The 22860-nt window shown below is 73.4% G+C and carries 18 protein-coding genes; 7 read left to right on the top strand and 11 right to left on the bottom strand.

From position 1 onward, the window contains the following. Positions 1 to 19: 19 nt before the first annotated feature. The 3 genes from ACIG47_RS04975 to ACIG47_RS04965 form a co-directional block, all read right to left on the bottom strand. Complete coding sequence (locus ACIG47_RS04975; RefSeq protein WP_397429864.1) at positions 20 to 1126, bottom strand: AI-2E family transporter; 1107 nt, start codon at positions 1124 to 1126, stop codon at positions 20 to 22. A gap of 72 nt (positions 1127 to 1198) precedes the next feature. Next, on the bottom strand, positions 1199 to 1972 hold the full coding sequence (locus ACIG47_RS04970; RefSeq protein ID WP_397429863.1) for an ABC transporter permease: 774 nt from the start codon (positions 1970 to 1972) through the stop codon (positions 1199 to 1201). After that, positions 1969 to 2751: an ABC transporter ATP-binding protein gene (locus tag ACIG47_RS04965; protein ID WP_397429862.1), complete on the bottom strand. Its 783-nt coding sequence runs from the start codon at positions 2749 to 2751 to the stop codon at positions 1969 to 1971. The genes ACIG47_RS04970 and ACIG47_RS04965 overlap by 4 nt, the downstream gene beginning before the upstream one ends. A gap of 112 nt (positions 2752 to 2863) precedes the next feature. Between ACIG47_RS04965 and ACIG47_RS04960 the strand changes: the two genes are divergently transcribed. The 4 genes from ACIG47_RS04960 to ACIG47_RS04945 are packed head-to-tail and all read left to right on the top strand — an operon-like array spanning position 2864 to position 6342. Continuing rightward, positions 2864 to 3961 (top strand): sensor histidine kinase, encoded by a 1098-nt coding sequence (locus ACIG47_RS04960; protein WP_397429861.1) that lies wholly within the window; start codon positions 2864 to 2866, stop codon positions 3959 to 3961. Further along, positions 3958 to 4602, top strand: a complete 645-nt coding sequence (locus tag ACIG47_RS04955) for a response regulator (RefSeq protein WP_397429860.1) — start codon at positions 3958 to 3960, stop codon at positions 4600 to 4602. The genes ACIG47_RS04960 and ACIG47_RS04955 overlap by 4 nt, the downstream gene beginning before the upstream one ends. 10 nt (positions 4603 to 4612) lie before the next feature. Further along, a complete protein-coding gene (locus tag ACIG47_RS04950) occupies positions 4613 to 5584 on the top strand; it encodes a Dyp-type peroxidase (protein ID WP_397429859.1) in 972 nt (323 codons plus the stop codon). 29 nt (positions 5585 to 5613) lie between these two features. Continuing rightward, positions 5614 to 6342 carry an aminotransferase class IV gene (locus ACIG47_RS04945; RefSeq protein ID WP_397429858.1) on the top strand — a complete coding sequence of 243 codons (729 nt, stop codon included), beginning with the start codon at positions 5614 to 5616 and terminating at the stop codon, positions 6340 to 6342. Between the two features lie 31 nt (positions 6343 to 6373). Here the strand turns inward: ACIG47_RS04945 and ACIG47_RS04940 are convergent, their stop codons facing one another. From ACIG47_RS04940 to ACIG47_RS04930, 3 genes are all read right to left on the bottom strand, one after another. Continuing rightward, positions 6374 to 6769 carry a type II toxin-antitoxin system VapC family toxin gene (locus ACIG47_RS04940; RefSeq protein ID WP_397429857.1) on the bottom strand — a complete coding sequence of 132 codons (396 nt, stop codon included), beginning with the start codon at positions 6767 to 6769 and terminating at the stop codon, positions 6374 to 6376. Further along, positions 6760 to 6984: a type II toxin-antitoxin system Phd/YefM family antitoxin gene (locus ACIG47_RS04935; protein ID WP_397429856.1), complete on the bottom strand. Its 225-nt coding sequence runs from the start codon at positions 6982 to 6984 to the stop codon at positions 6760 to 6762. The genes ACIG47_RS04940 and ACIG47_RS04935 overlap by 10 nt, the downstream gene beginning before the upstream one ends. Before the next feature lie 71 nt (positions 6985 to 7055). Continuing rightward, entirely contained in the window at positions 7056 to 11138 is a 4083-nt protein-coding gene (locus tag ACIG47_RS04930) for a S8 family serine peptidase (RefSeq protein WP_397429855.1), read from the bottom strand. A 150-nt stretch (positions 11139 to 11288) separates the two neighbouring features. Here ACIG47_RS04930 and ACIG47_RS04925 point away from each other — a divergent pair, with 150 nt between their 5' ends. Together ACIG47_RS04925 and ACIG47_RS04920 are read left to right on the top strand one after the other, a co-directional pair. Further along, positions 11289 to 11723 carry a nitroreductase/quinone reductase family protein gene (locus ACIG47_RS04925; RefSeq protein WP_397429854.1) on the top strand — a complete coding sequence of 145 codons (435 nt, stop codon included), beginning with the start codon at positions 11289 to 11291 and terminating at the stop codon, positions 11721 to 11723. Position 11724: 1 nt separating this feature from the next. After that, on the top strand, positions 11725 to 12570 hold the full coding sequence (locus tag ACIG47_RS04920; protein ID WP_397429853.1) for an NAD-dependent epimerase/dehydratase family protein: 846 nt from the start codon (positions 11725 to 11727) through the stop codon (positions 12568 to 12570). A gap of 13 nt (positions 12571 to 12583) precedes the next feature. On the opposite strand, the gene ACIG47_RS04915 is transcribed toward ACIG47_RS04920, so the two are convergent. Beyond that, a complete protein-coding gene (locus ACIG47_RS04915; protein WP_397429852.1) occupies positions 12584 to 13684 on the bottom strand; it encodes a helix-turn-helix domain-containing protein in 1101 nt (366 codons plus the stop codon). A gap of 115 nt (positions 13685 to 13799) precedes the next feature. On the opposite strand from ACIG47_RS04915, the gene ACIG47_RS04910 reads away from it, so the two are divergent. Next, the gene (locus ACIG47_RS04910) at positions 13800 to 17600 is read left to right on the top strand and encodes a S8 family peptidase (RefSeq protein WP_397429851.1); all 3801 of its coding nucleotides are present in this window, start codon (positions 13800 to 13802) and stop codon (positions 17598 to 17600) included. Between the two features lie 558 nt (positions 17601 to 18158). On the opposite strand, the gene ACIG47_RS04905 is transcribed toward ACIG47_RS04910, so the two are convergent. The 4 genes from ACIG47_RS04905 to ACIG47_RS04890 form a co-directional block, all read right to left on the bottom strand. Continuing rightward, a complete protein-coding gene (locus ACIG47_RS04905; RefSeq protein WP_397429850.1) occupies positions 18159 to 19439 on the bottom strand; it encodes an MFS transporter in 1281 nt (426 codons plus the stop codon). 71 nt (positions 19440 to 19510) lie between these two features. Then, positions 19511 to 20050 (bottom strand): hypothetical protein, encoded by a 540-nt coding sequence (locus ACIG47_RS04900; protein WP_397429849.1) that lies wholly within the window; start codon positions 20048 to 20050, stop codon positions 19511 to 19513. Between the two features lie 86 nt (positions 20051 to 20136). Continuing rightward, complete coding sequence (locus ACIG47_RS04895; protein ID WP_397429848.1) at positions 20137 to 20955, bottom strand: hypothetical protein; 819 nt, start codon at positions 20953 to 20955, stop codon at positions 20137 to 20139. A gap of 167 nt (positions 20956 to 21122) precedes the next feature. Next, the gene (locus tag ACIG47_RS04890; protein WP_397429847.1) at positions 21123 to 22784 is read right to left on the bottom strand and encodes a PHP domain-containing protein; all 1662 of its coding nucleotides are present in this window, start codon (positions 22782 to 22784) and stop codon (positions 21123 to 21125) included. Positions 22785 to 22860 lie beyond the last annotated feature (76 nt).

The raw sequence follows: 22860 nt of genomic DNA, 5'->3' as shown, positions 1-22860 counted from the left end.
GCCGTACCAGGAGGCTCGCTCAGCGAGCCTCCTGGTACGGGAGCACCACCCGGTTCACGATCAGCAGCCCGGCCGCGGCGACCGGCACGGCGACCAGCGCGCCCAGGATCCCGCCGAGCGCCGCCCCGGCCAGGGCTGCCACGATGACCAGCGCGCCGGGCAGTGCCACGGCGCGGCTCATCACCCGCGGCGCCAGCACGTACGCCTCCACCTGCATGTAGACGAGCAGGAGCACCGCCACGACCACGGCGGCGAACGGGCTGACCGTCAGCGTGGCCAGCACCACGAGGGTCGAGCCGATCACCGTGCCGACCACCGGGATGAGGGCGGCGACGAAGGCCATGACGGCGAGCAGGATCGGCGCGGGGCTGCCCGCGAACAACGTCAGGATCAGGGTGAAGGTGGCGTTGACCGTCGCCAGGACGAGCTGCCCGGAGACGTACCGGCCCACGGAGTCGAGCACCTCGGTCAGCAGCGACCCCGTCAGCGCCCGCCGGGAGCGCGGCACGAGCCGGAGCAGCGCCGCGATCATCGTCGGCAGCGTGACGGCGAAGTAGATGGTCAGCGCGGTCACGACGACGACAGCCGTGACACCGTTGACCAGCCCGGTACCGACCTGCAGCACGCCGCCCGCGATGGCCGTGAGCTGCTGGGGGTCGGTGAGCAGCTCGGTCAGGGACGACAGCAGGCCGTTGAGGTCCAGCGCCACGAGGTTCTGCGTGGTCCACGCGTACCAGGCCTGGTTCGGCAGGTCGCGGAGCGCATCCACGAGCAGGTCCACGAAGATGCCGACCTGCTGGACGGCCAGCGGGAGCACCGCGACGACGAAGAGCGCGATGACCAGCACGAACCCGATGATCGCCACAGTCGCCGCGGCCCAGCGGGGCAGCCCACGGCTCGCGACGAACCGGATGGCCGGCTCCAGGGCCAGCGCCAGGAACAGTGCGAGCCCGACGTACACGAGCACCGTCGCCACCGCGGCCAGGGCGCCGAGAACACCGAGCCCGGCACCGACGCCGAGGGTGGCGAGCATCGCGTAGCCGAACGGCTGCGCGGGCAACCCCACCACCGGCCCGCGCTGCCGGACGGCACGAGCACGAGCGACGCGGTGCGGCAGACGGGCCATGGGTCCAGACCCTACTTCCCACCGGCTCGGGGGAAGCGTTCCGACACCTCGTCACGTGGCGACGCCCCGTCGTCATGTCCAGCGGAAGAAGAGTGCCGACAAGGTCGCACCCACCATGACGGCAGCCGCCAGGGCCAGCAGGTGCAGCGGGTCCACCGCGGCTCCCACCCACGCCGCCGACATCGCGGCCACGGCGGCGCCGAACGGCAGCCACTCCCCGACCGTCGCGAGCACGCCGGGCACCGTCGAGAGGCCGCCGAACATGCCACCCAGCGCACCGAGGACGAAGAACGCGATCAGGCCGATCGCCACGGCCGAGTTCGGCGTGGGAGCGACGGCGGCGACCACCATGCCGACGGCGTACATGGCCGCCAGTGCCAGGGCGTACACGCCGACGGCCGCACCGAGGTCGGCGGGGAGCCGGGCATCGAACAGCCCGAACGCCACAGCCAACGCCCCGGTGAGCCCGATCAGGGCCTGTGCCACGCTCACGACCACCTGGGCGACCAGAACCATCGCCGGAGATGCGGGGGTGGCCGCGAGCCGCCGCAGGATCCCGGTGCGCCGGTAGTACGCCAGGAAGCTCGGCATGTTGATGACGCCGATCGTGCCCAGCACCACGGTCAGGACGAGGGGAAGCACGAACACGTCCAGTGCCGTGTACCCGTTGCCCACGGGCTGGTCGCCCGCCGACCCGGCACTCATCACCAGGATCAGCAGCGGCAGCACGATGGGGACCACGAGACCGGCCGTGTCGCGCACGACCATCTTTCCCTCGCACGCGACCAGGACCAGCCAGGACCGGATGCCCGGGCGGCGGACGGCGGGGACGACGAGGGTGCTCATTCGGCGGCCTCCAGCTGCTTCCCGGTGAGTGCGACGAACGCGTCGTCGAGGGTGTCCGTGCCCGCGGCCGCGACCAGGCCCGCAGGTGTGTCGACCGCGACCACCCGCCCGGCGTCCAGGAGCACCACGCGGTCGCAGAGGCGTTCGACCTCCTCCATCGTGTGGCTGACCAGCAGGACGGCGACGCCGTCGCCCCGCAGGCCTTCCACGGTGGCCCACATCCGGCGGCGGGCCCGGGGGTCGAGGCCGGTCGTCAGCTCGTCCAGGACCACCACACGCGGACGTCCGGCGAGCGCCAGGGCGATCGAGAGCCGCTGCTGCTGGCCGCCGGACAGCCTCTCGAACCGCACGTCACGCTGCCCGGCCAGGCCGACCAGGTCCAGCAGCTCGCCGGCCGGCCGCGGGTCGGGGTAGAAGCTGCGGTAGAGCCCGACCAGCTCGGCGACGGTCAGCGCCCCGTGCAGGAAGGCATCCTGGAGCTGCACGCCCAGGAGCTGGCGTACGCGGCCCCTGTCCCGCTGCGGGTCCAGGCCCAGCACCCGGACGGTTCCCCCGTCCGGGCGCCGCAGGCCTGCGATCATCTCGACGGTGGTGGTCTTGCCCGCGCCGTTGACGCCGAGCACCCCGACCACCTCGCCCTGCTCCACGCGCAGGCTCACGTCGGCGAGGGCAGTGGTGCTGCGGTACCGCTTGTGCAGGTGCTCGGCGACTATCGCGGCCCGCGGCCGGCTCGGGGCAGGGCGGCTCCGGGACTGGTGCGGTGCTGGTCGTGGACTCATGGCAGCGACGCTAGGCGCGACGGAGGCACACCCGCGCGTGCCGATCGTCAGGGTTGTGGACCATGACTTCTGGCACCTTCGCCGCGCCGCCACCAACCGTAGGGTGGTTCGTATGCGACGACTGGGTACGGACGAGTGGTCGGGACTGGCCATGCTCGCCGTCTCGGTCGGGGTCGGCGCGCCGGCAGTGTTCGGCGCGGTGGACCTCGCAATCCCGCGCGGCTGGTGGGTCGTCCTGTTCGCCGCGCTGATCCTCGCGCTGCTGGTCGCCTTGGTGTTCGAGCCGGGCCGGGCGCGGTGCGTCGTCTTCGCGTCGGGCGTCGTGACGTCCTGGGCCGTGCTGCTCACGACGCAAGGCGTGGGCCTGCTGCCGATCCTGCTCGTGATCACCGCGGCGCTGAGCGTGTACGTCATGCCGCTGCGCGCCGGCTTCGTGCTGGCGGCGCTGAACACGGTGGTCATCGCGACGGCCATGGTCCTGCAGGACCGCGGAACGGCCGACGTCCTGGTCACCGTCGGCTTCTACCTGCTCATCCAGGTGGCGACGATGCTGAGCTCCGTCACGCTCATCCGGGAGCAGCGGCTGCGGCGGGAGCTGAGCCAGGCACACGTCGACCTGCGGGCAGCGTCAGTACTGCTCGCGGAATCGGCCCGTGCCGGGGAACGGCTGCGCATCTCGCGCGATCTGCACGACCTGATCGGCCACCAGCTCACGGTGCTCACCCTGGAGCTGGAGGCTGCCCGGCACCGGGACGGGGAGCAGGCACGCGAGCACGTGGACCGGGCGAACCAGGTGGCGCGTGACCTCCTGACCGACGTCCGGCGCACGGTCAGCGAGCTGCGCACGGCCTCGTCGGACCTGAGCGAGGCGTTGCGGGACGTGGTGCGCGATCTGCCCGACCTGGAGGTGAGCGTGGAGGTGGAGCCCGGGGTGCGGGTCGACGAGGAGCAGGCCTCCGCCGTGGTCCGCGCCGTGCAGGAGATCGTGACCAACACCCTCCGGCACGCGGACGCCCGCGCGCTGCGGATCGAGGTGGCCGCCCGGCCGCCGGGCCTCGTCCTGACCGCGGCGGACGACGGTCGCGGGTTCCACGAGCTCGTCCCCGGGAACGGGCTGCGGGGCATGACCGAACGGTTCGCGGCCCTGGGCGGCGACGTGGAGCTGGACGGCGCCGACGGCTTCCGGGTCACCGCGCGGGTGCCCACGTGACGCGGGTGGTGATCGTCGACGACCACACCCTGGTGCGGCACGGCATCCGCTCGCTCCTGGAGATCGCCGACGTGGATGTTGTGGGCGAGGCCGACGACGGACAGGCGGCACTGGCGGTCGTCACGGACACCGCACCGGACGTGGTCCTGCTCGACCTGCGCATGCCCCGGTACGACGGCCTCTGGACGCTCCGCACACTGCGTGAGCAGGGCATCGAGGTCCCCGTGCTCGTGCTCACGACGTTCGACGACGACACCCTGGTCCTCGACGCGCTGCGGTCGGGCGCACGCGGGTACCTCCTCAAGGACGTCACCGTGGAGCAGCTCACGCGGGCGGTGCTGACCCTGGCCGACGGCGGCACCCTGGTCGCGCCGTCGATCACGAGCCGCATGCTGCGCGGCATCCGCTCGGTCCCGAACGTCGCCGGTCCGGACACCCCACCGGCTCAGCCGCTGACCGAGCGGGAGCTGGAGGTGCTTCGCCTGATGGCCGAGGGCTGGACCAACCGCGAGATCTCCCGAGGGCTGTCCGTGGTCGAGGGCACCGTGAAGAACCACGTCTCCGCGATCCTGCTCAAGCTCTCGGCGCGCGACCGGACCAACGCCGTCCTGCGCGCTCTCCACCTGGGGATCCTCGGTTAATGTTCGGCACATGCCGGACAGCACACCCCACCGACCAGCCGCGCACGGCGCGCCGGTCGCACCCCAGGCCGTCGGTGCGCCGCTGGCCCGGTCCGCCGTCTTCCTCGTCCTGGAGGTTCGCGACGACGACGAGGCTCGGCGCACCGTCCGGGAGGTCCTCGCCGGGCTCGACGACCTGGTCAAGACCGTCGGCTTCCGCGACCTGCAGCATCCGGTCTCGTGCACGGCCGGCATCGGCAGCCGGGTCTGGACGGAGCTGACCGGACGCGAGCGCCCGGCGGAGCTCCACCCGTTCCGGGAGTTCGCCGGCGCTGCGCACACCGCCGTCGCCACCCCCGGTGACCTGCTGTTCCACATCTGGTCCGACCGCCAGGACCTCTGCTTCGAGCTGGAGCGCCTGCTGCTCGACGCGCTCGGCACCGCCGTCACCACCGCGGACGAGGTGTCGGGGTTCCGCTACTTCGACACGCGGGATCTCCTCGGCTTCGTGGACGGCACGGCCAACCCCGTGGGCGCCGAGCTTCCCGAGGCCACGCTGGTGGGCGACGAGGACCCGGAGTTCGCGGGCGGCAGCTACGTGGTGGTGCAGAAGTACGTGCACCCGCTCGCGGCGTGGCAGGCGCTGAGCACCGAGCAGCAGGAGCAGATCGTGGGGCGCACCAAGGCAGACGGCGTCGAGCTGGACGACGCGACCGCGGGGCAGAAGTCGCACAAGACGCTGACCACGATCACGGCCGACGACGGCAGCGAGTACGAGATCCTGCGCGACAACATGCCGTTCGGCCGCCCCGGCGCCGGTGAGTTCGGCACCTACTTCATCGGGTACTCGCGACGCCTGTGGGTGATCGAGCGGATGCTGGAGCGCATGTTCGTCGGGGACCCGCCCGGCCTGCACGACCGCATCCTCGACTTCTCGACGCCGCTGACCGGCAGCACCTTCTTCGTGCCGCCCCGCACGCTGCTGGCGGACCTGGCCGGCTGAGCCACCGCGCCGCCGGATAAGGTCGCACGGTGCGTATCGAGACCGACGGTCACCCCGCCGCGCCGTCCGACCTGTTCAGCACGTACGGCCACTTCACCGCCATGCAGGTGCGCGACGGCGGCGTCCAGGGGCTGGCGCACCACCTCGGCCGGCTCGATGCCGCGCACCGGGAGCTGTTCGACCGGCCTCTGCCGGGCGAGCGGGTCCGCGACCTGGTGCGCCATGCCCTGGCCGGGACCGCCGACGCCTCCGTGCGCGTGACGCTCCGCGACGCGGAGCACGTGGTGGTGTCCGTGGCCGACCCGAACCGTCCTCCGGCACAGCCGCAACGGCTGCGGTCGGTCCCCTACGTGCGCCCGTTCGCGCACCTCAAGCACCTGGGCGGGTTCGCCCAGATCGAGTGGGCCCGCCGCGTGCGGCGCCAGGGGTACGACGACGCCGTGCTCACCACCCCGGACGGTGCCGTCGCGGAGTCGTCGATCGCCAACATCGGGTTCCTGGAGCCGGACGGTTCGGTCGTGTGGCCCGACGCCCCGCAGCTCCACGGCACGGCGATGCGCCTGGTCGAGGCGACCACGCCGTCGGTCAGCCGGCCCGTCCCGCTCGCCGAGGTCGGCGGGTTCGCGGGCGCCTTCCTGGTCAACTCGATCGGCGTGGTCGCCGTCGCCTCGATCGACGACGTCCCGCTGCCCGACGCGTCCCCGCTGCTCACGCCCCTCGTGGACCGTCTCGCTGCGGTGCCGTGGGACGCGGTCTGAACCGTTCGGAAGGACCGCTCCGGCGTGGCTTCTACCAGGCGGTGCGAACGTCCGGGAGCGTGTCGAACGCGGCGTCGGTCGTGACGAGTACGACGTTCTCGACGATCGCCTGAGCAGCGAGCAACCGGTCGAACGGGTCTCGGTGAGCCCACGGCATGGATCCGGCATGCAGCGCGTGCGCGGTCGTGAGGTCCAGGGTCTCCGCGTCGAGATCATCGACCCGGCGTTCCCAGGTGCTCACCAGGGTGGCGGCCGCATCGAGCTTGCCGAGGCGCACCTTGGCGGCGACCTCCATCGCCGAGACGGCCGAGACCAGGAGCCTGTTCGCGGTCGACCCGAGCTGTGCGCGGAGCGTCTCCGTCATGCGCTCGGGCGAGCTGAGCAGCCAGACGAACGCATGGGTGTCGAGAAGGTAGGTCACTCCCACGTGGCGAGCTCCGCCTCGTCGAGCTCGTCGAAGAAGAAACCGTCGGGGACGGAGAGCGGCACCGTGCCGAACGTGCGCTCGGCCACCGGTTCTACCGGGACCAGACGGACCGCAGGCCGCCCGGAGCGCGCGACCACGACCTCCTCGCCGTGCTGAGCACGGGAGATCAGACGGGAGAGGTGTGTCTTCGCCTCCTGGACGTTCACTACAGTCATGTCCCGATCATCGCGGGTGCTGCCTGGTCTGGTCAAGGTGACCAGACCAGGCAGCACGCCTAGCCCGAGGATCAGCCGCAGTACTCGTCCAGCTCGAAGTCGTGCACCACCGTCTGGCCCTTGATGATGCGCGCGGACTTCGACTCCGGCGGGTAGCCCGTCGCCGAGCTGAGCAGGTTCAGCCGGTTGTTGGACACGCCCATCCAGCGGGCGTAGCCGCCGTCGGGCCCGGTGACGAGCGTGACGTCGTACTCGGACCCGTCGATCACCACGAACGCCCCCTCCAGCGGGACGGTCTCGCCGTCACAGGTGGCGCCCGTGACCGTGCCGGTGATCTTGCCCCAGCTCGGCGGCGGCGTGACCGACAGCGACACCTGCACCCGCGGCTCGCCGTACGGCGTGCCGCCGTCGGCGACCACCGCGGAGGTGTAGGTGCCCGGCTGGTCCACCCGGCTGCTGTCCATGTCCAGCAGCACCGTGGCCGACTCGCCCGGCTCCAGCGTGAACGCCGGCGGCTGGACGTCGAGCCACGGCACGTCCACCGTGGTCTCGCCGGTCACGTTGAGCACCGTGTGCATGTCGGGGAACCCGAGGTCCGCGACCGTGCTCGGCTCGGGCGTACCGCAGTCGTCCGAGGCGATGTACGACGGCGCCGTCTCCGGCTCGGCGTTGGAGCCGATGAAGAACTCGTCGGCGCTGACCACCTCGACCACGAGCGTGCTGCCCGCGGACGCCGTCCCCGTGACCGGCACGTCGACCATCGTGAGCTCCTGTGCCTCCAGGGTCACGTCGGCCGAGCCCAGCGGGGTCATGTTCGCGTAGGTGAAGTCCCCGTCGAGCTCGTACAGGTTGACCGTGACCGCGGAGCCGGCCGCGGCCGTCTCCACGCCGAAGGACACGTCGGTCACGGCGAACTCGCCCTGGATGTCGAAGTCCTCCAGCGTGAACGTGCGCAGCCACTGGGTCTGGGCACCCACGCACCCCACGGAGTTGCCCGGGGTGACGTCCTGCGACGAGGAGTGGGTGAGGGTGGTCCCCTCCGCGAGGAGCGCCGGCGGGGCCGCCGGCGTCACCGCGCGGCCAGGCTTGCCGTGCCGGGCGAACCCGTCGTCGGCGGCGGCCGCCGTCGAGCGGCCGGACGCCGTGCCCGACGCCGGGGACGACGCCGTGCCCGACGCCGTGCCGGACTCCACGGTGCTCACCTTCGTCACCCCAGCGGTGGCCCCCCGGATCACGCCGGTACGGTTCGCCGAACCCAGGATCTCGAAGTCCGAGGACCCGGGCGCCACCTCGACGTCCGCGGGCGCCGTGCCCTCGTTCGTCACCGTGAACCGGCCGGACCTGGTCCCGCCCAGCCGCACCTCCCGGTTCAGCTCACCGGGCGAGACCGTCAGGAGCGGGGCGGCGAGCTCCACGTCCTGGCGCGTCACCGCGTCGGCGGTCACCGTCACGGCGGCCTCCTGGCCGGCGTAGTCCTTGGCCGCGTAGGCGACCTGCTGCTCGCCGGGTGCCGTGAACAGGGAGTAGTACCCGGCGCCGACCGTCGGGTTCTCGGGGTCGGCACTCGTCGTGCTCACCTCGCCCGCGGTCACCGTGGCGCGGTCCACGCCGTCACCGGTGTTGAGGTCCTGGACGAACCCGGACACGAGGCCGCCGTCGACCGGCTCGCACGAGCCGATCGCCACGTTGTCGACCTGCCAGAACAGGGCCCACACGGCGTCGCCGTAGTGGAACCGGACCCGCACGTCGGACTGGCCGCCCGCACCCGGCAGGGCCACGGCCGTGTGCCCGAGCGCGTCGGACGTCTGGTGCAGCACCGTCTCCCAGGTCTCGCCGCCGTCGAGGCTGAGGTCCACGTCGGCGAAGTCGTCCCCCCAGGCGCCGTACGCCTGGTCGAACGTCAGCAGCGGCGCGTCCAGCCCGGTCAGGTCGTAGGACGGCGACGTGAGCGTGGTGTCCTGCGCGCCGTCCTCGCCGTAGGCGTCGCTGTTCACCTCGGCGAACAGGCCCTCGCCGCCGGTCTGGTTGGACGCGTCGAAGCGGTCGTCGAACGTCCAGACCTGCTCGGTGCCGGCCAGGTCCTCGACCGTCCAGCCCTCGGGCACCTCGCCGGACTCGAACTCCTCGACAGCGCCTGCCCCGGTCAGGGCGTACCCGGGCGCCGTGCACTCGGCGAGCACGTCCAGCGCGGCGTCCGCCGTCGTCGGACCGGTGCCGACCTCGACGTCCCGCGTGAAGGTCGCGTACCCCGTCAGGGACGGCCGCACCACGAGCGTGTGCGTCGTGGACTGGGGCAGCTCGATCGAGTACTCGCCCGTGAACGGGTCGGTCCACGCCACGACGCTGCTCGGCGCACCCTGCACCGTGACCCGCGCGTCCAGGGGCCAGCCGTGCCCGCCACCGTCGGTGACGGTACCGGTCACGGTGCTGGTGGGCGCGGCCTCCAGGGTGAGGTCCAGCGTGACCTCCTCGCCCTCCACGACGTCGGCCGTGCCGGTCGCGTCGAGGAAGCCGAACGCGGAGACGCTCACCTCGTAGGAACCCTCCTCCAGACCGAGACGGTACGCGCCGGCAGCGTCGGTGGTGTCGGCCCGCTCGCCGGCGACGACGCGCGCGCCGGCGACCGGCTCGCCGTCCGGGCCCGTGACCGTGCCGGTCAGGAAGCCGTAGCCGTCGATCGGCGCGTTCTGCACCAGCGCCGCCACGTCGAGCTTGCCCTCGCCCCACACGTTGTTGTCCTCGGCGGTGCCGCCGCAGGAGTCGTCGTCGACGTCGACGGAGGTCTGGTCGAGGAGCTGCTTGGTGCCCTCGATGTCGCCGACCAGCGCCGGGGCGGCGCTCCACAGCAGCGCCACGGCACCCGCGAGGTGCGGCGACGCCATCGAGGTACCGCTGAACTCGGCGTAGTCACCACCGGGGACCGACGACCGCACGAGGTCGCCGGGGGCCGAGAGGTTCGGCTTCGTCTCCCCGTCGGCACCCGGGCCGCGCGAGGAGAACACCGCGATCTCGCCGTCCTCGCCGAAGGCGCCCGCCGCGTAGGTGGCCACGTTCGCGCCGGGGGACGACGTCGACTGGCAGCCCGCCTCGCCCGCGTTGCCGGCGGCCCACGCCCCGAAGATGCCCGCGGCCTCCCAGGCGGCGATCTCCTCGGACATGAAGTCGTCGATGGCGCCCGGCGCCTGCTGGCCCCACGAGTTGTTCACGACGTGGGGTCGCTGGGACGGGTCCGGGTCGGAGCCGTCGGCGCGCGTCGGCGCCAGGATCCACTGGCCGGAGGCCAGCAGGTCGGCGTCGGAGCAGCTCGCGCAGCCGTTGGCCGCGATCCAGTCGGCGTCCGGGGCGACGCCGATCTGGTTGCCCGCGCCGTCGTCGCCCACCATGGTGCCCATGACGTGGGTGCCGTGGGCGTCGACGTCGCAGGGCGCGCCGTCGCAGAAGCCGCCCGCGTCGAACCAGTTGTAGTCGTTGCTCAGGCTGCCCTCGCCCTGGTAGCCCCGGTAGTGCTCCAGCAGCGCCGGGTGCTCGACGTCGACGCCGGAGTCGATGTTGGCCACGGTGATGCCCTCACCCGTGAACCCCTGCGCCCAGACGTCGGGGGCGTTGATGGCGTCCAGGCCCCACTCGGTGGCCAGCGGCGCGCTCGCCGTCGGTGCCTTCCGCTCGACCGGCTCGATCTGCTGGGCCGCGAACCGCTCGTGGACCTGCTTCACCTCCCGGCTGCCGGCCACCTGCTCGGCCAGCTCCGCGGTGCCGTCCTCGACCAGGATCGCGTTGCTGATCCAGTACGACTCGTAGTCGACGCCCGCCGCATCCAGCTCGGCGACCACGCCGGCCTGCGCCGCCTTCGCGGTGCTGGTCAGGGCGTCGTAGACGAACTGGCCGCGCGCGTCCCAGTCCGCGATGTCCTGTGCCGGCGCGAGATCCGGGGCGTCGGCGAACCTGATCCAGAAGTCCGCGGAGTCCTTGGTCTCGAACCGCTGCTGGACGGCCGGCGTGATCTTGTCCACGGCATGCCGCGGGACGTCGGCGGAGGGGACCGGCTGTGGTGCGGCCGGCGTCGGCGGGGCGGCGAACGCGGGCGCCACGCCCACGGTCGTCGCCACGAGAGCACCGATCGCCGCGAGGGCGACCGGCGCACGTCTGGCTGACATGCGACTGTGCATCTTGCCTCCGGGGTGCAAGCGCCTCCGCGAGGAGGCGCAGCCACGGGCCCACGAGCGTGCGCCCGGTCACACTCTGGGAGAGAGCGGGCGAAAAGGGCAACGAAAGTCCGCCGGCGGCCGTCCGGTGGAATGCGCCACGTGACGTGCGACGTTGCCCCCGGCATGGACTTCAACCAGCAGATCATCGACACCTTCCGGGCCAACGGCGGAGAGGTCAACGACCCCGCCCCCTTCGGCAAGGGCCTCGTGCTCGTGCACGTACCGCGCAAGGACGGCTCGATCCGGATCGCACCCCTCGCGGCGATCCAGGACGACGGCGCGTGGCACGTCGTCGGCTCGGCCGGGGGCTCGCCCCGGAACCCGGCGTGGGTCTACGGCCTGCGCCGCACCGAGCAGGTCGACATCGAGGTGCCCGGCGACCCCGTCGAGACCGTGCAGGCCAAGGTCGAGGAGCTGACCGGCACCGAGCGCGACGAGATGTGGGAGCGCTTCAAGCAGCTCTCCAGCGGCTTCGTCGAGTACGAGAAGACCGCCGAGGGCCGGGTCTTCCCGATCTTCCGCCTGTCGGCCTGACGTGCGCGTCCTGGTGACCGGCGCGGCCGGACGCATCGGCCGCGCCGTCCTCGACGTCCTCGGGCGCGAGTCGGTGGCCGCGACCGCGCTGGTCCTGGACGATCCGGGCGACCTCGCCGCCGACCGCGTGGTCGTGGGCGACGCCCGCTCGCCCCAGATCGTGGCGCGCGCCCTCGACGGCGCTGACGGCGTGGTGCACCTCGCGGCCATCCCGACACCGCTCGCCGACCCGCCGGAGGTCGTCTTCGGCACCAACACCCTGTCCACGTTCACCGTGCTCGACGCCGCGGGGCGGGCCGGCGTGCGCCGGGCGGTGATCGCGAGCAGCCAGGCCGCCTCCGGCACCGCCTTCGCGCCGCAGGAGCTGCACCCCGCCTACCTGCCGGTCGACGAGAACACACCCGACCAGGCCGCCGACCCGTACGCCCTGTCGAAGCGGACGGACGAGCTCACCGCCGACATGGTGGCGCGCCGGTACGGGATGACGGTGGTCGCGCTGCGCTACCCGTTCATCGGTGGCCTGGACGACCGGCTGGTCGAGCACGCAGACTCCCTCGCGCGGGACCCGGCGCTCGGCGCGCGCAGCCTGTGGGCCTACCTGGAGACCCGCGACGCGGCGGAGGCCGCCTGGCTGGCGCTCGGCTGCCCCGGCGAGGGCGCCACGGTGGTGCACGTGGCCGCGCCCGAGACCCTGGTGCCCCAGCCGACGGCGGAGCTGCTGCGCCGGTACCACCCCGGCGTCCCGCTGCGCCGCCCGCTGGAGGGCCGCGCCGTGCCGTACGACCTCACGGCCGCCGAGCAGGTGCTCGGGTTCCAGGCCCGGCACCTGGTCGTCGGCACCGCCTGAGCGAGCCCCGCGGCTACACGCCCGCCGCCACCGGCGGGACGTCGGCCGCGGGCTCCTCCGGTCGCGTCTCCACCGGTGCGCCCGCCGTCGGCACGCCCGGCGTCGGCACGCCCGGCCGGGCCCCCGCCCGGACCCAGCCGTGCACCGCGGCGTGCCAGCCGAGCTGCACGCGCGTCTCCACCTCGGCGAGGTCCATCAGCGCCCGCACGCGTCGCTGGACCGTGCGCAGCGACGTGCCGAGCTGCTTGGCCACGGCCTGGTCGGTGAGGCCGGAGAGCATCAGCCCCAGGATGCGCGCGTCGTCGTCGTCCACCTGGTGGGCCAGGTCGCCGGCCAGGCCGGACGTGCCCAGCAGCAGCGGAGTGGCCTGCTCCCACACGATCTCGAAGAGCGCCATCAGCGCGTCCAGCAGCGTGCTCTCCCGGACCAGCAGCGCCCCCACGACGTCGCCGGACGACGTGAGCGGCATGAGCGCGAGCTCCCGGTCCACGACGATGAGCTTGAGCGGCACGCTCGGCGCGAACCGGACCTCCTCCCCCGCGTCCGCGGCCTCCACGGTCTCCTCGACCGTCACGTCCTGGGTCTCGAGCATCCCCCGCTCGACGACGACGCGGTACTGCACGCCCCGGGCGACCGCCTGGTCCTCGGCGGAGTTCTCCTGGCTGGAGGTGACGATGACCGGCGGCCGGACGAAGGCGTCGACGGTCTCGCGCGCCCCGAGCTGAAGCTGCTCGAACCGGTGGCGTACCGCGTCCTCGCCGCGCACCACGTCGATCACGTCGGTGGGTCCACGGCCGGCGGCGGCCACCCGGTAGACCTCCTCGAGCCGGTTGAGCTCGACCTCGGCGTGCCGTACCTCGTCCTGCCGCCGGGCGAGCAGGGCGCCGAGCGCGATCGCCGGCGGGGCGGCGGCGAACCGGCGCTCGTCACCGGTGATCCGGGCGGCCAGCCCGTGGTCCTCCAGCCGGCGCAGCAGCCGGTGCGTGTCGCTCAGCGACGTCCCGTAGGAGCTGAGCGCGGCCGCCAGGTCCGCGACGGTGGCCGACGGCATGGCGACGAGCTCGCTGTACGCGATGGTCTCGTCAGGGGTCAGTCCGAGCACGTCGCCGAGCATGGCACTCCTCCGTCAGGTCGGTCGCGGCCCTACTCTGGCGGAGTCACGCCATGCCGTAAAGCCGCCACGTGCCGGATCTTGTGACGTGTCGCGCTCGCTGGGAGTGTCCACGTCCATGAGACCCAGACTCCGGCGCACCGTGCCGGCCATCCTGCCGGCCGTCCTGGTCGCGGCGATGGCCACCACCGCGCACGCCGCGACCGACCCCTCCGCCTCCACCCCCGGCGCCCTGTCCGGATCTGCCGGTGCCGGCACCCCGGTGGTGACCGCACCCGAGACCCCGGCACTGGCCGACGGCCGGACCACGGTCACCCTGGTGACGGGCGACGTCGTCGACGTCACGACCACCGACGACGGCGTGCTGACGCTCGGCGTCGAGCCGGCCGGCGGTGGTGCCGTGCGCACCCAGCAGGTGGGCGGCCACGTGCACGTGATCCCCGACGCGGCGCTGCCGTACCTGGCCGCCGGGACGCTCGACCGGCGCCTGTTCGACGTCACCGCGCTCCTGGAGATGCAGTACGACGACGAGACCGTGGACGCGACCCCGCTGATCCTGGAGCGCACCGCCGCCCGGTCGCGGGCGGCCGCGCTGCCGGGAGCCACCCAGACCCTGGACCTGCCCAGCATCGACGCGTCCGCGGTGTCCGCGGACAAGGAGAAGGCGACGGCGTTCTGGTCGGCCGTGGCCACGCCGTCCGCGGCGGACGCTGCGGGGACCCGATCGAGCGCTACGGGCGCCGGTACCTTCCGCGGCGGCGTCGAGAAGATCTGGCTCGACGGCAAGGCCGAGGCCACCCTGGACCACAGCACCGCGCAGATCGGCGCCCCCGAGGCGTGGGCCGCCGGGTTCGACGGCGCGGGCGCCACGGTCGCGGTGCTCGACACCGGCATCGACGCGACGCACCCCGACCTCGCCGACCAGATCGACGACGCGCGGTCGTTCGTGCCCGGCGAGGAGGTCACGAACGACGTGCAGGGCCACGGCACGCACGTCGCCTCCACGGTGCTGGGCACGGGTGCGGCCGCCGACGGCCGGTACCGGGGCGTGGCCCCGGGCGCGGACCTCCTGGTCGGCAAGGTGCTCGGCAACGACGGCTACGGCCAGGACTCCTGGATCATCGCCGGCATGGAGTGGGGCGCCGCGAACGCGGACATCGTCTCGATGAGCCTGGGCGACTCCAGCCTCAACGACGGCACGGACCCCATGGCGCAGGCGCTCAACGCGATCAGCGAGGAGACGGGCGCGCTGTTCGTCGTCGCGGCGGGCAACAGCTACACGGAGGGTTCCCTCGGCAGCCCCGGCACCGCGGACGCGGCCCTCACGGTCGGCGCGGTGGACGACGGCGACGTGCGCGCCGAGTTCTCCAGCTACGGCCCGCGCCGAGGCGACCACGCCATCAAGCCGGACCTGACGGCGCCCGGCGTCGGCATCGTCGCGGCTCGCTCGCAGCAGTCGGGCGGCGAGGGCTGGTACGTGTCGATGGACGGCACGTCGATGGCCACCCCGCACGTCGCGGGCGCGGCGGCGATCCTCAAGGGCGCGCACCCGGAGCTGACCGGTGAGCAGCTCAAGACGACGCTCGTCTCCTCGGCGGCCGACATCGACGCCCCGGCGTACGAGGTGGGCACCGGCCGTCTGGACGTCCCGGCGTCGCTCGACGGCGTGGACGCCTCCGGCGACGGTTTCCTCGGCTTCTACGGCTGGCCGCACGAGGGCGACGAGCCCGCCTCCGGCACCGTCACCTACACGAACTCGACGGACGCCGACGTGACGCTCGCGCTGAGCACCGACGTCGTCGGGCCGGACGGCGCGGCGAGCGACCTGGTGTCGCTGTCCGCCGACGAGGTGCTGGTGCCGGCGGGCGGCAGCGCGGACGTCACGATCACCGCCGACGCCGACGACGCCCCGCTGGCCGGCAAGTACAGCGGCGCCGTCGTGGCCACGGACTCCTCCGGCGAGGTGACCGTCCGCACCGCGACGGCACTGGTCAAGGAGGAGGAGCGGTACGGCCTCGACATCACGGCGCTGGACCGGTCCGGCGAGCCCGCCACCGGGTACGTCGACTTCTACCGCTACGGCGACCAGTTCGTCAGCAGCCTGCCGATCGACCCGGCCACGGGCGAGGTACCGACCCAGCGGCTGGAGCCCGGCATCTACTCGGCCACGGCCTTCCTCGACGTCGAAGGGTCGGGCGGGCCCGGTTCGACCGGCGTCGCGCTGGTCGGCGACCCGCAGGTCGTGATCTCGGACGCGGACCGCTCGCTCGTGCTCGACGCGCGGGAGGCCACCGAGCTGACGCTCGACACGCCGCGGGACAGCACCGTGGACTACCGGCGCTTCCAGTTCTACAACGACTCCGGCATCGGCGGCCTGTACGCGGCGTTCGCCGCCACGTACGAGGTTCCCGTGGACGTCGACTCGTTCTACGCCGCGCCCACCGGCTCGGTGGACAGCACGGACTTCGACTTCGCGGTGCGGTGGCGCGCCTCGGAGCCGGCGCTCGACGTCCGGGCCTGGACCCCGCTGCCGGCCGCGTTCGACCCGGTCTACCAGGCCGGGTCCGCACGCCTCGACGGCCGGGTCGCGCTGCGGGCCGTCACGGCCGGCACCGGCACGGCGGACGAGTACGACGGTGTCCGCGCGAAGGGTCGCGCCGTGCTCGTCACCCGCGACGACGCCGTGTCCGCGCAGGAGCGGGAGGCCGCCGCGCAGGCGGCCGGTGCCGCGCTGCTCGTGGTCGTGAACGACCGCCCCGGCACCCTGGTCGAGCAGGTCACGCGCGACGACCTGCCCGTCGTCTCGGTGCCGGCCGCGCAGGGCCGCAAGCTGCTCGCCTCCGCCAGGAAGGGGCTGCTCACGCTGACGGGCCAGGCCGTCGAGTTCCCGTCGTACCTGTACGACGTCTCGAAGAGCTGGCCCGGCGAGATCCCCGCCGACCTGGCGCTGGCTCCCTCGGCGCGCCAGCTCGCCACGGTGGAGAGCCGCTACAACGACACGGAGGAGCGGCTGGCCGTCGACGACCGCGCCGACTGCCGCGACTACCAGTGGCCGCCGTGCCTGAGCGTCCGGGTGCTGCAGCCCACGGCCGCCGAGCGGACGGACTACGTCTCCACCTACGACGACGTCACCTGGTACGAGAACGTGCAGCACGAGAGCACGTGGGAGCAGCGCGGCGTGCGGCAGGCGTACGCACCGCGGACCACCACGGTGCGCGACTGGTGGGCTCCCGTGACAGCGCCCCGCACCGGCGACGGTTACTGGGGCCCGTGGCACAGCGGCGACTGGTTCGCCGTCAACGTCGCCCCGGCGAGCGGCCAGGACGGCATCACGGGCGGCTTCCCGTGGGGCGAGACCCCGGTGACCTCGCGCCTCTACCAGGGTGAGACCCTGGTGGACGAGGGCATCGGCCAGGCGGTCCAGACCGTGGTCCCGGCGGCCGAGGGTCCGCAGACCTACCGGTTCGAGATCGACACCGACGCCGCGGACGACGCCCACCGCTACTCGACCAGCACCCGCACCTCGTGGACGTTCGTGGCCGACCAGGCCGACGAGGCCGTCCCCGGCGAGAACGGCACCCCGCTGCCGCTGGTCCAGCTCGACTACGACGTGGACACGGCCCTGGACGGCACGGTCCGCGCGGGCACCGTCGTCCCGTTCGCGGTCGAGCCGTACACCGTGCCGGGCGCACCCCGTGCCGGCACGGTCACGGACGCGACGCTGGAGGTCAGCTACGACGGCGGCACCACCTGGTCCGCCGTCCGCCTCCGCGAGGACGACGGCCGCTGGGAGGCGCGCCTGCGCATCCCGTCCCGCGGTGCCTCCCTGGTCTCGCTGCGCGCGACGGCCGCGGACGACGCGGGCAACGCCGTGACGCAGGAGATCACGTCGGCGTTCGGCATCGCCGGCCGCCGGTAGTCCCGCTGCCCGCCGCGGGCGCACGGTAAGTGCGCTTCTACCCAGTCATCACGCCCAGCTATCGCGCTGATTGCGGGCCCAATGACTGGGTAGAAGCGCACCTTTGTGGTCCCGGGGCGGGGCGGGTTGTGCGGACGGTCGCGCCCTTGGGGGACGGCGCCTCGCCGGGTCGGGGCCATGACGCGCCGGTGCGCCCGGCGGGTCCGGCGCGCCCAGCGGGTCCCGCACGACCAGCGGGTCCCGCATGCCCAGCGGGCCGGCGCGCCAGCGGGTCGGCGCGCCCGGGCGTGTCCTGCTTCCCAGCGTGTCGGCAGGGGGCGAACCACCCTCGCGGAGACAGGTTGCCGAGAGTAGACAACGTCTACACGGAGTGACCGACCTCCGCGGGAGCACCCCGCCCGGCCGGGCAGTATCCGGGTTCCCTCCGCGGGCCTGGCGCCTGAGACCTGGCGCCTCAGACCTGGCGCCTCAGACCTGGCGCCTCAGACCTGGCGCCTGAGACCCGGCACCCCAGACCCAGCAACCCCAGACCCAGCGCCACGGGACGTCCGCCAGGCCTCAGGCCGACGTCGCCGACGGCTCCGGTCGTACCCCGTTCACCTGGGGGCTGACCCGCCGTCCGACCGCGAACGCCATCCCGGCGATGCCCACGCACCCGACCACCACCACGGCGATGAACGCGCCCGCGAGGCCGTGCTCCAGCAGGAACCCGGCCGCGACCGGGCCCGCGATCGTGCCCGCCTGGAACGCGCCGGAGCCCAGCGCGTTGTACCGGCCGCGCAGGTGCGCGGGCGCCATCTCGTTGGTCAGGGCAGGCAGGGTGGACTGCATCAGCGTCTCCCCCAGCCCGAACACCCCGTGGAACGCCAGCACGATGACGACGGCGGTGGTCCCGCCGGGAAAGATGCCGGTGACGCCGAGCAGCAGCCACGCGAGGGCCCACACCCCGGCCATGAGGGCGAGCACGCGCGTGCGGCGTCGTCCGCTGACGCGGTTCATGACCCAGAACTGCAGCGCCACGATCGCGACGGTGTTGACCACGAAGGCGAAGCCAATGGTCCGCGTCGAGACCTCCGCGACCTGCCGGGCGAACGCCGGGAACCCGCCCTCCATCTGGCCGTAGCCCACGAAGGCGGCGAGCAGCCCGAGCCCCGAGAGCCACAGCACCTCGGGCCGGCGCAGGATGCTGAGGTAACCCTCGGCCGCGCCGGCGTCGTCGGGCCGCTCGGCGCGTCCGTGCAGGTGACGCAGCGGGCCGAGCAGCACGACGATCGGCGCGAGGAAGGTCGCGGCGTTCACGAGGAAGGCGGCGACGAACGTGCCGGGCCGCTCGACGTCGACCACGAGGCCGCCCACCACGCCGCCCACGCCGACACCCAGGTTGAGCAGCGCGAAGTTGACGCCGTAGTACCGCTGGCGCAGGTCGCCGTCGACCACGGTGGCCACGAGCGCGTTGACCGACGGCCAGCCGACACCGAGCTGCACACCGAACAGGGCGAGGCCGACCGCCGCGACCACGGGCGTGGTGGCCAGCGCCAGCACCGAGTATCCGGCGACGGCGAACACGAGGCCGGTGAGCATCACGCGCCGGGCGCCGTATCGGTCGACCAGGGCGCCGGCGGGGCCGGTGACCAGCAGCCCGACCACGGCGATCAGGCCCATGAGCGTGCCGGACAGGCCGAGCGAGAACCCGCGCACCTCGTGCAGGTAGATGATGGTGAAGGGGAGCGTCAGGCCACGGCCGAAGAACTGGACGACCACGGTGGACAGGAGCCAGCGGCCGTCGTTCGGCAGGTCCGACCAGAAGGCGAGGGCGCCGGAGCGGGGGGAGGATGTCACGCCTCGATCCTCGCTCGCGGCGGGGCGTGGCTGCTAGCGGATATCGGCCAGGGCCGTGTGATCTCCGCGTCTCACCCGTGCGCCAGCAGCTTCAACCCCACCACCCCGACCGCGAGCGCCGCCAGCATCCCCAGGGCCAGCACCTGTACGGGCCACGGCAGCTTCGTGCGCCGCACGCCGAGCCAGGCGATGAGCACCAGCGTGGCGATGAGCACGACGACGCCGACGCGCAGCGCCGTCGTGACCTCCCACCAGCCGAGGCCCGCCGCCGCTAGGGCCAGGAGCGGGACCACGAGCGTGAGGAGCGCGCCGCCGCTGGTCCGGGTCATGGCCGCGAGGTGCGGGCGGGCGGGGAACCCGCCGTGCGCGGCGAGGTGGGCGATGAGCTCGGCGAGCCAGGCGGCGGCCACGGTGCCGACGGCGGTGATGGTCAGCGACGCCGCCGCGGTCCCGGCGGTGAGCCCGTGGGCGTGCGCGAGCAGCGTGAGGATGACGGCGAGCGAGGCGAACGTGACGTAGACCCGCTCGCGCAGGCGCTCGGCGAGGTCCTCCCGTTCGTCGTCGCTCATCGTCGAGGGATCCTGGTGCGGGGGCCGGCGGCGCGTGCTCATGCGCTCATTCTGGCGCGGTCGAAGGCCCGGGGGCCGCACCGCACCGCGAGCCACCGACGGCCAGGGCTTACTCGGTCGCGTGCTCCTCACGCCGCTTCCCGCCACGCCTCCGCGAGCGCCGCGACCGACGGCCAGCGCGCGCCGCGTTCGGGGCGCAGAGCCCGCGCGGCGACGTCGAACAGCGCGTCCGAGCCCGCCCAGGCAGCCCGGGACTTCGTCTCGTCGTGGCCCAGGAAGGTGTGCGCGAGGGCGCCCAGCGCCACGACGTTCGTCACCTCGTCGATCACCGCCCCGAGCTCGTGCTCCTCCGGGGACATGAACCGGGTCGAGCCCCACATGCGCCCCATGCGGTTGACCACCGGCGCGCGTTCGTACAGGTCCAGGTCGCACAGGACGACACGGCCCGTCGCCGGGTCGAGCATCACCGAGCCGTCGTACAGGTCGACGGCGACCCAGCCGCGCGCCGCCGCGTGCACGTGGAAGTCGTAGATCTGCCGGACGGCGTCCACCCGGGCGGGCAGCGGGAGCGAGCGCACGACGTGGGAGCGCTCGTACTGCCGGCCCACCGGCGTCGCGTCGGTCCAGTCGAACACCAGCGCGTGGCCGGCGCCGACGTCGACCGCCTCGCGCAGGCGGACCAGTGACGGGTGCGCGAGCGACCGGTACACCGCACCGGCCTGGCGGGCGCGGTCGACGGCGTCGGTGAGCGCGCCGTCGTACCGTGCGGTGGGCGCACCCGCGTACTTGACGAAGACCCGGCCGCCCGGACCCTCGACGCCGAGGCAGAGGTTGCCCGAGTCCTGCTGGTCGAGCACGGCGAACACGGTGCCCCAGCGGGCCACGAAGGACAGGTCGTGCGGCGCCCGCAGCCGTACGGGCAGTCCGTCCACCTCGCTCACGATCACGATCCGCGACCCTACTCACGCGCCGAGCAGCCACCAACGGCAATACCGCAGCTCAGCACGACGGCGCCGAGCGGGGCAGCGACCGGATGCCCGCCTCGCGCAGGCGGTTGCGCACGGGTTCGGCGCCGAAACCATGCACAACCGCCTGCTCGCAGCGGACCGGTGCCTCACCCCCGGTCGGTGACCTCCACGAAGACCGGGTTCGTGTAGAACCAGAGGTCCTCCCACGGGTCCGCCGCGCCGAGGACGTCGATGGCCGGCCCGGCCGGGTCGACGTCGGCCCCCAGGTAGCCCACCTGGCTCCGCTTCCCGTCGGTGCCCCGCAGCCGCACGTACGACGCGCGGTCCGCCGTGAACCGGTAGACGAGCTCGATCGTCCCCGAACGGCCGGTCGTGTCCCAGGACTGCACGACGCGGGTGTCGGGGGCCACGATCGTGTCCCGGTCGGGGACCGGCCCGGTCACCGCGCCGAGGATCAGGTCCACGCGGGCGAGCTCGGGCAGCAGGCCCGCGGCGTTGACCTGGTCGGCCAGGTCGATCGTGACCACGACCTCGACCTCGCTCCCGCGCCGGACGGAGAGCGTGCCACCGAGCGTGACGCCGGCGTGCGCACGGCCCCGCCGCCGGACCTGCACGTCGAGCCCGGCGACGAGGTCGCCGAAGCACACCCACATGCGCCCGGCGCGCATCGCCTCCATGACGCCGGTGTAGCTGCGGTCCTCGGCGCCCACCCACGTCTTGTTGTAGTGCCCCGGGGGCAGGGCGCTGTACTCGGTGACGGGCCGGCCCGCGTTCACCGGCGGCGGGTACTGGCCCGTGCTCGCGAACGTGTCACCCGCCTCGTTGTAGGGAATGGTGTCGTACCCGGTCTGGTCGAGCGGGTCCACCGGGTTCTTCACCCAGTCGCCGCAGCCCTGGTGCCCGTCGGAGGTGGTGGTGATCCACCACCGGCGGCCCTCGGCCAGCAGGCTGTCCCACACCCCGCCAACGGTCGCCGTCATCCAGTCGAACCCGCCCCACGTGCGGTAGGACTCCTCGGGGTAGCCCGGGTGCGACCAGGTGCCGGCGCCGCCGTCGTAGAGCCCACGACCGCGGGCCATGCCGGGGGCCGGCAGGCCGGCGGCCTGGTGCCCCGGCGAGCCCTCGAAGCCGATCACGATGCCGGGGGCGGCGTCCTGCCAGTCGCGCAGCTCGTGGGGCGAGTCGATGCCCTTGCGCGCGGGGTGGTTGGGCAGGACGAGCGCGTCGCGGACCCGGCGCCGCCGGACGGCGTCGGCCAGGAAGCGCAGCGCCTCGCCCGCGAGCGCCTCGTTCTCGGGGGTGCCGTCACGGGCGCCGACGACGGTGGCGTCGTACTGCGACACCAGCCGGCGCATGACCTCGCGGTCGTCGGCACCGGGGGCGAGCATGAGCGTGGTGTGCTCGCCGCCGGGGATGTTCCACTCCAGGCCCCAGAACACGAGGAGGTCGTCCCCGTGGGCGCGCTGGGCGGCGGTGACGTCCGCGTGGGCGCGGTCGAGGCCGTGGTCGCGGTAGGGCGCGTTGCCGTGGTCGGTCAGCACGATCCAGTCCAGCCCGCCGGCCAGGGCGCGGCGGGCCTGGTCGTCGACCCGGAACATGGCGTCGTTGCTGTACAGGGTGTGCAGGTGGTGGTCGCCCGCCAGCCAGTGGTAGCCGCGCTTCTTCTGCCGGCCCCGGGCGCCCGGGGCGCTCGCCGTGCCGGCGGCCTCGGCGGGGGCGGCCGACGCCGCGAGCGACCCGACGATGCCCGCCGACGCCACTCCCGCTCCGCGGAGGAACCCGCGCCGGCTCGTACCTGTCTCGGTCATGAAGGTTCTCCTGGTGCCTCACGCCCGTGGCAGGTGCGCCCACGGGTCTGCAGGCAGCGTCGTGGGCGGGGCTGAA

It is taken from the genome of Promicromonospora sp. NPDC052451 (assembly GCF_044547525.1).
In the GTDB taxonomy this organism is placed as follows: Bacteria; Actinomycetota; Actinomycetes; order Actinomycetales; family Cellulomonadaceae; genus Promicromonospora.
The sequence above is the reverse complement of the archived record's forward strand: the minus strand, read 5'-3'. Positions and strand labels throughout refer to the sequence as shown.

What these genes read in the sequence shown, in the direction of transcription:
- ACIG47_RS04965 (WP_397429862.1), bottom strand. Translation starts at nt 2,751, where the DNA reads ATGAGTCCACGACCAGCACCGCACCAGTCCCGGAGCCGCCCTGCCCCG.
- ACIG47_RS04975 (WP_397429864.1), bottom strand. Translation starts at nt 1,126, where the DNA reads ATGGCCCGTCTGCCGCACCGCGTCGCTCGTGCTCGTGCCGTCCGGCAG.
- ACIG47_RS04960 (WP_397429861.1), top strand. Translation starts at nt 2,864, where the DNA reads ATGCGACGACTGGGTACGGACGAGTGGTCGGGACTGGCCATGCTCGCC.
- ACIG47_RS04930 (WP_397429855.1), bottom strand. Translation starts at nt 11,138, where the DNA reads ATGTCAGCCAGACGTGCGCCGGTCGCCCTCGCGGCGATCGGTGCTCTC.
- ACIG47_RS04935 (WP_397429856.1), bottom strand. Translation starts at nt 6,984, where the DNA reads ATGACTGTAGTGAACGTCCAGGAGGCGAAGACACACCTCTCCCGTCTG.
- ACIG47_RS04890 (WP_397429847.1), bottom strand. Translation starts at nt 22,784, where the DNA reads ATGACCGAGACAGGTACGAGCCGGCGCGGGTTCCTCCGCGGAGCGGGA.
- ACIG47_RS04970 (WP_397429863.1), bottom strand. Translation starts at nt 1,972, where the DNA reads ATGAGCACCCTCGTCGTCCCCGCCGTCCGCCGCCCGGGCATCCGGTCC.
- ACIG47_RS04900 (WP_397429849.1), bottom strand. Translation starts at nt 20,050, where the DNA reads ATGAGCACGCGCCGCCGGCCCCCGCACCAGGATCCCTCGACGATGAGC.
- ACIG47_RS04950 (WP_397429859.1), top strand. Translation starts at nt 4,613, where the DNA reads ATGCCGGACAGCACACCCCACCGACCAGCCGCGCACGGCGCGCCGGTC.
- ACIG47_RS04910 (WP_397429851.1), top strand. Translation starts at nt 13,800, where the DNA reads ATGAGACCCAGACTCCGGCGCACCGTGCCGGCCATCCTGCCGGCCGTC.
- ACIG47_RS04915 (WP_397429852.1), bottom strand. Translation starts at nt 13,684, where the DNA reads ATGCTCGGCGACGTGCTCGGACTGACCCCTGACGAGACCATCGCGTAC.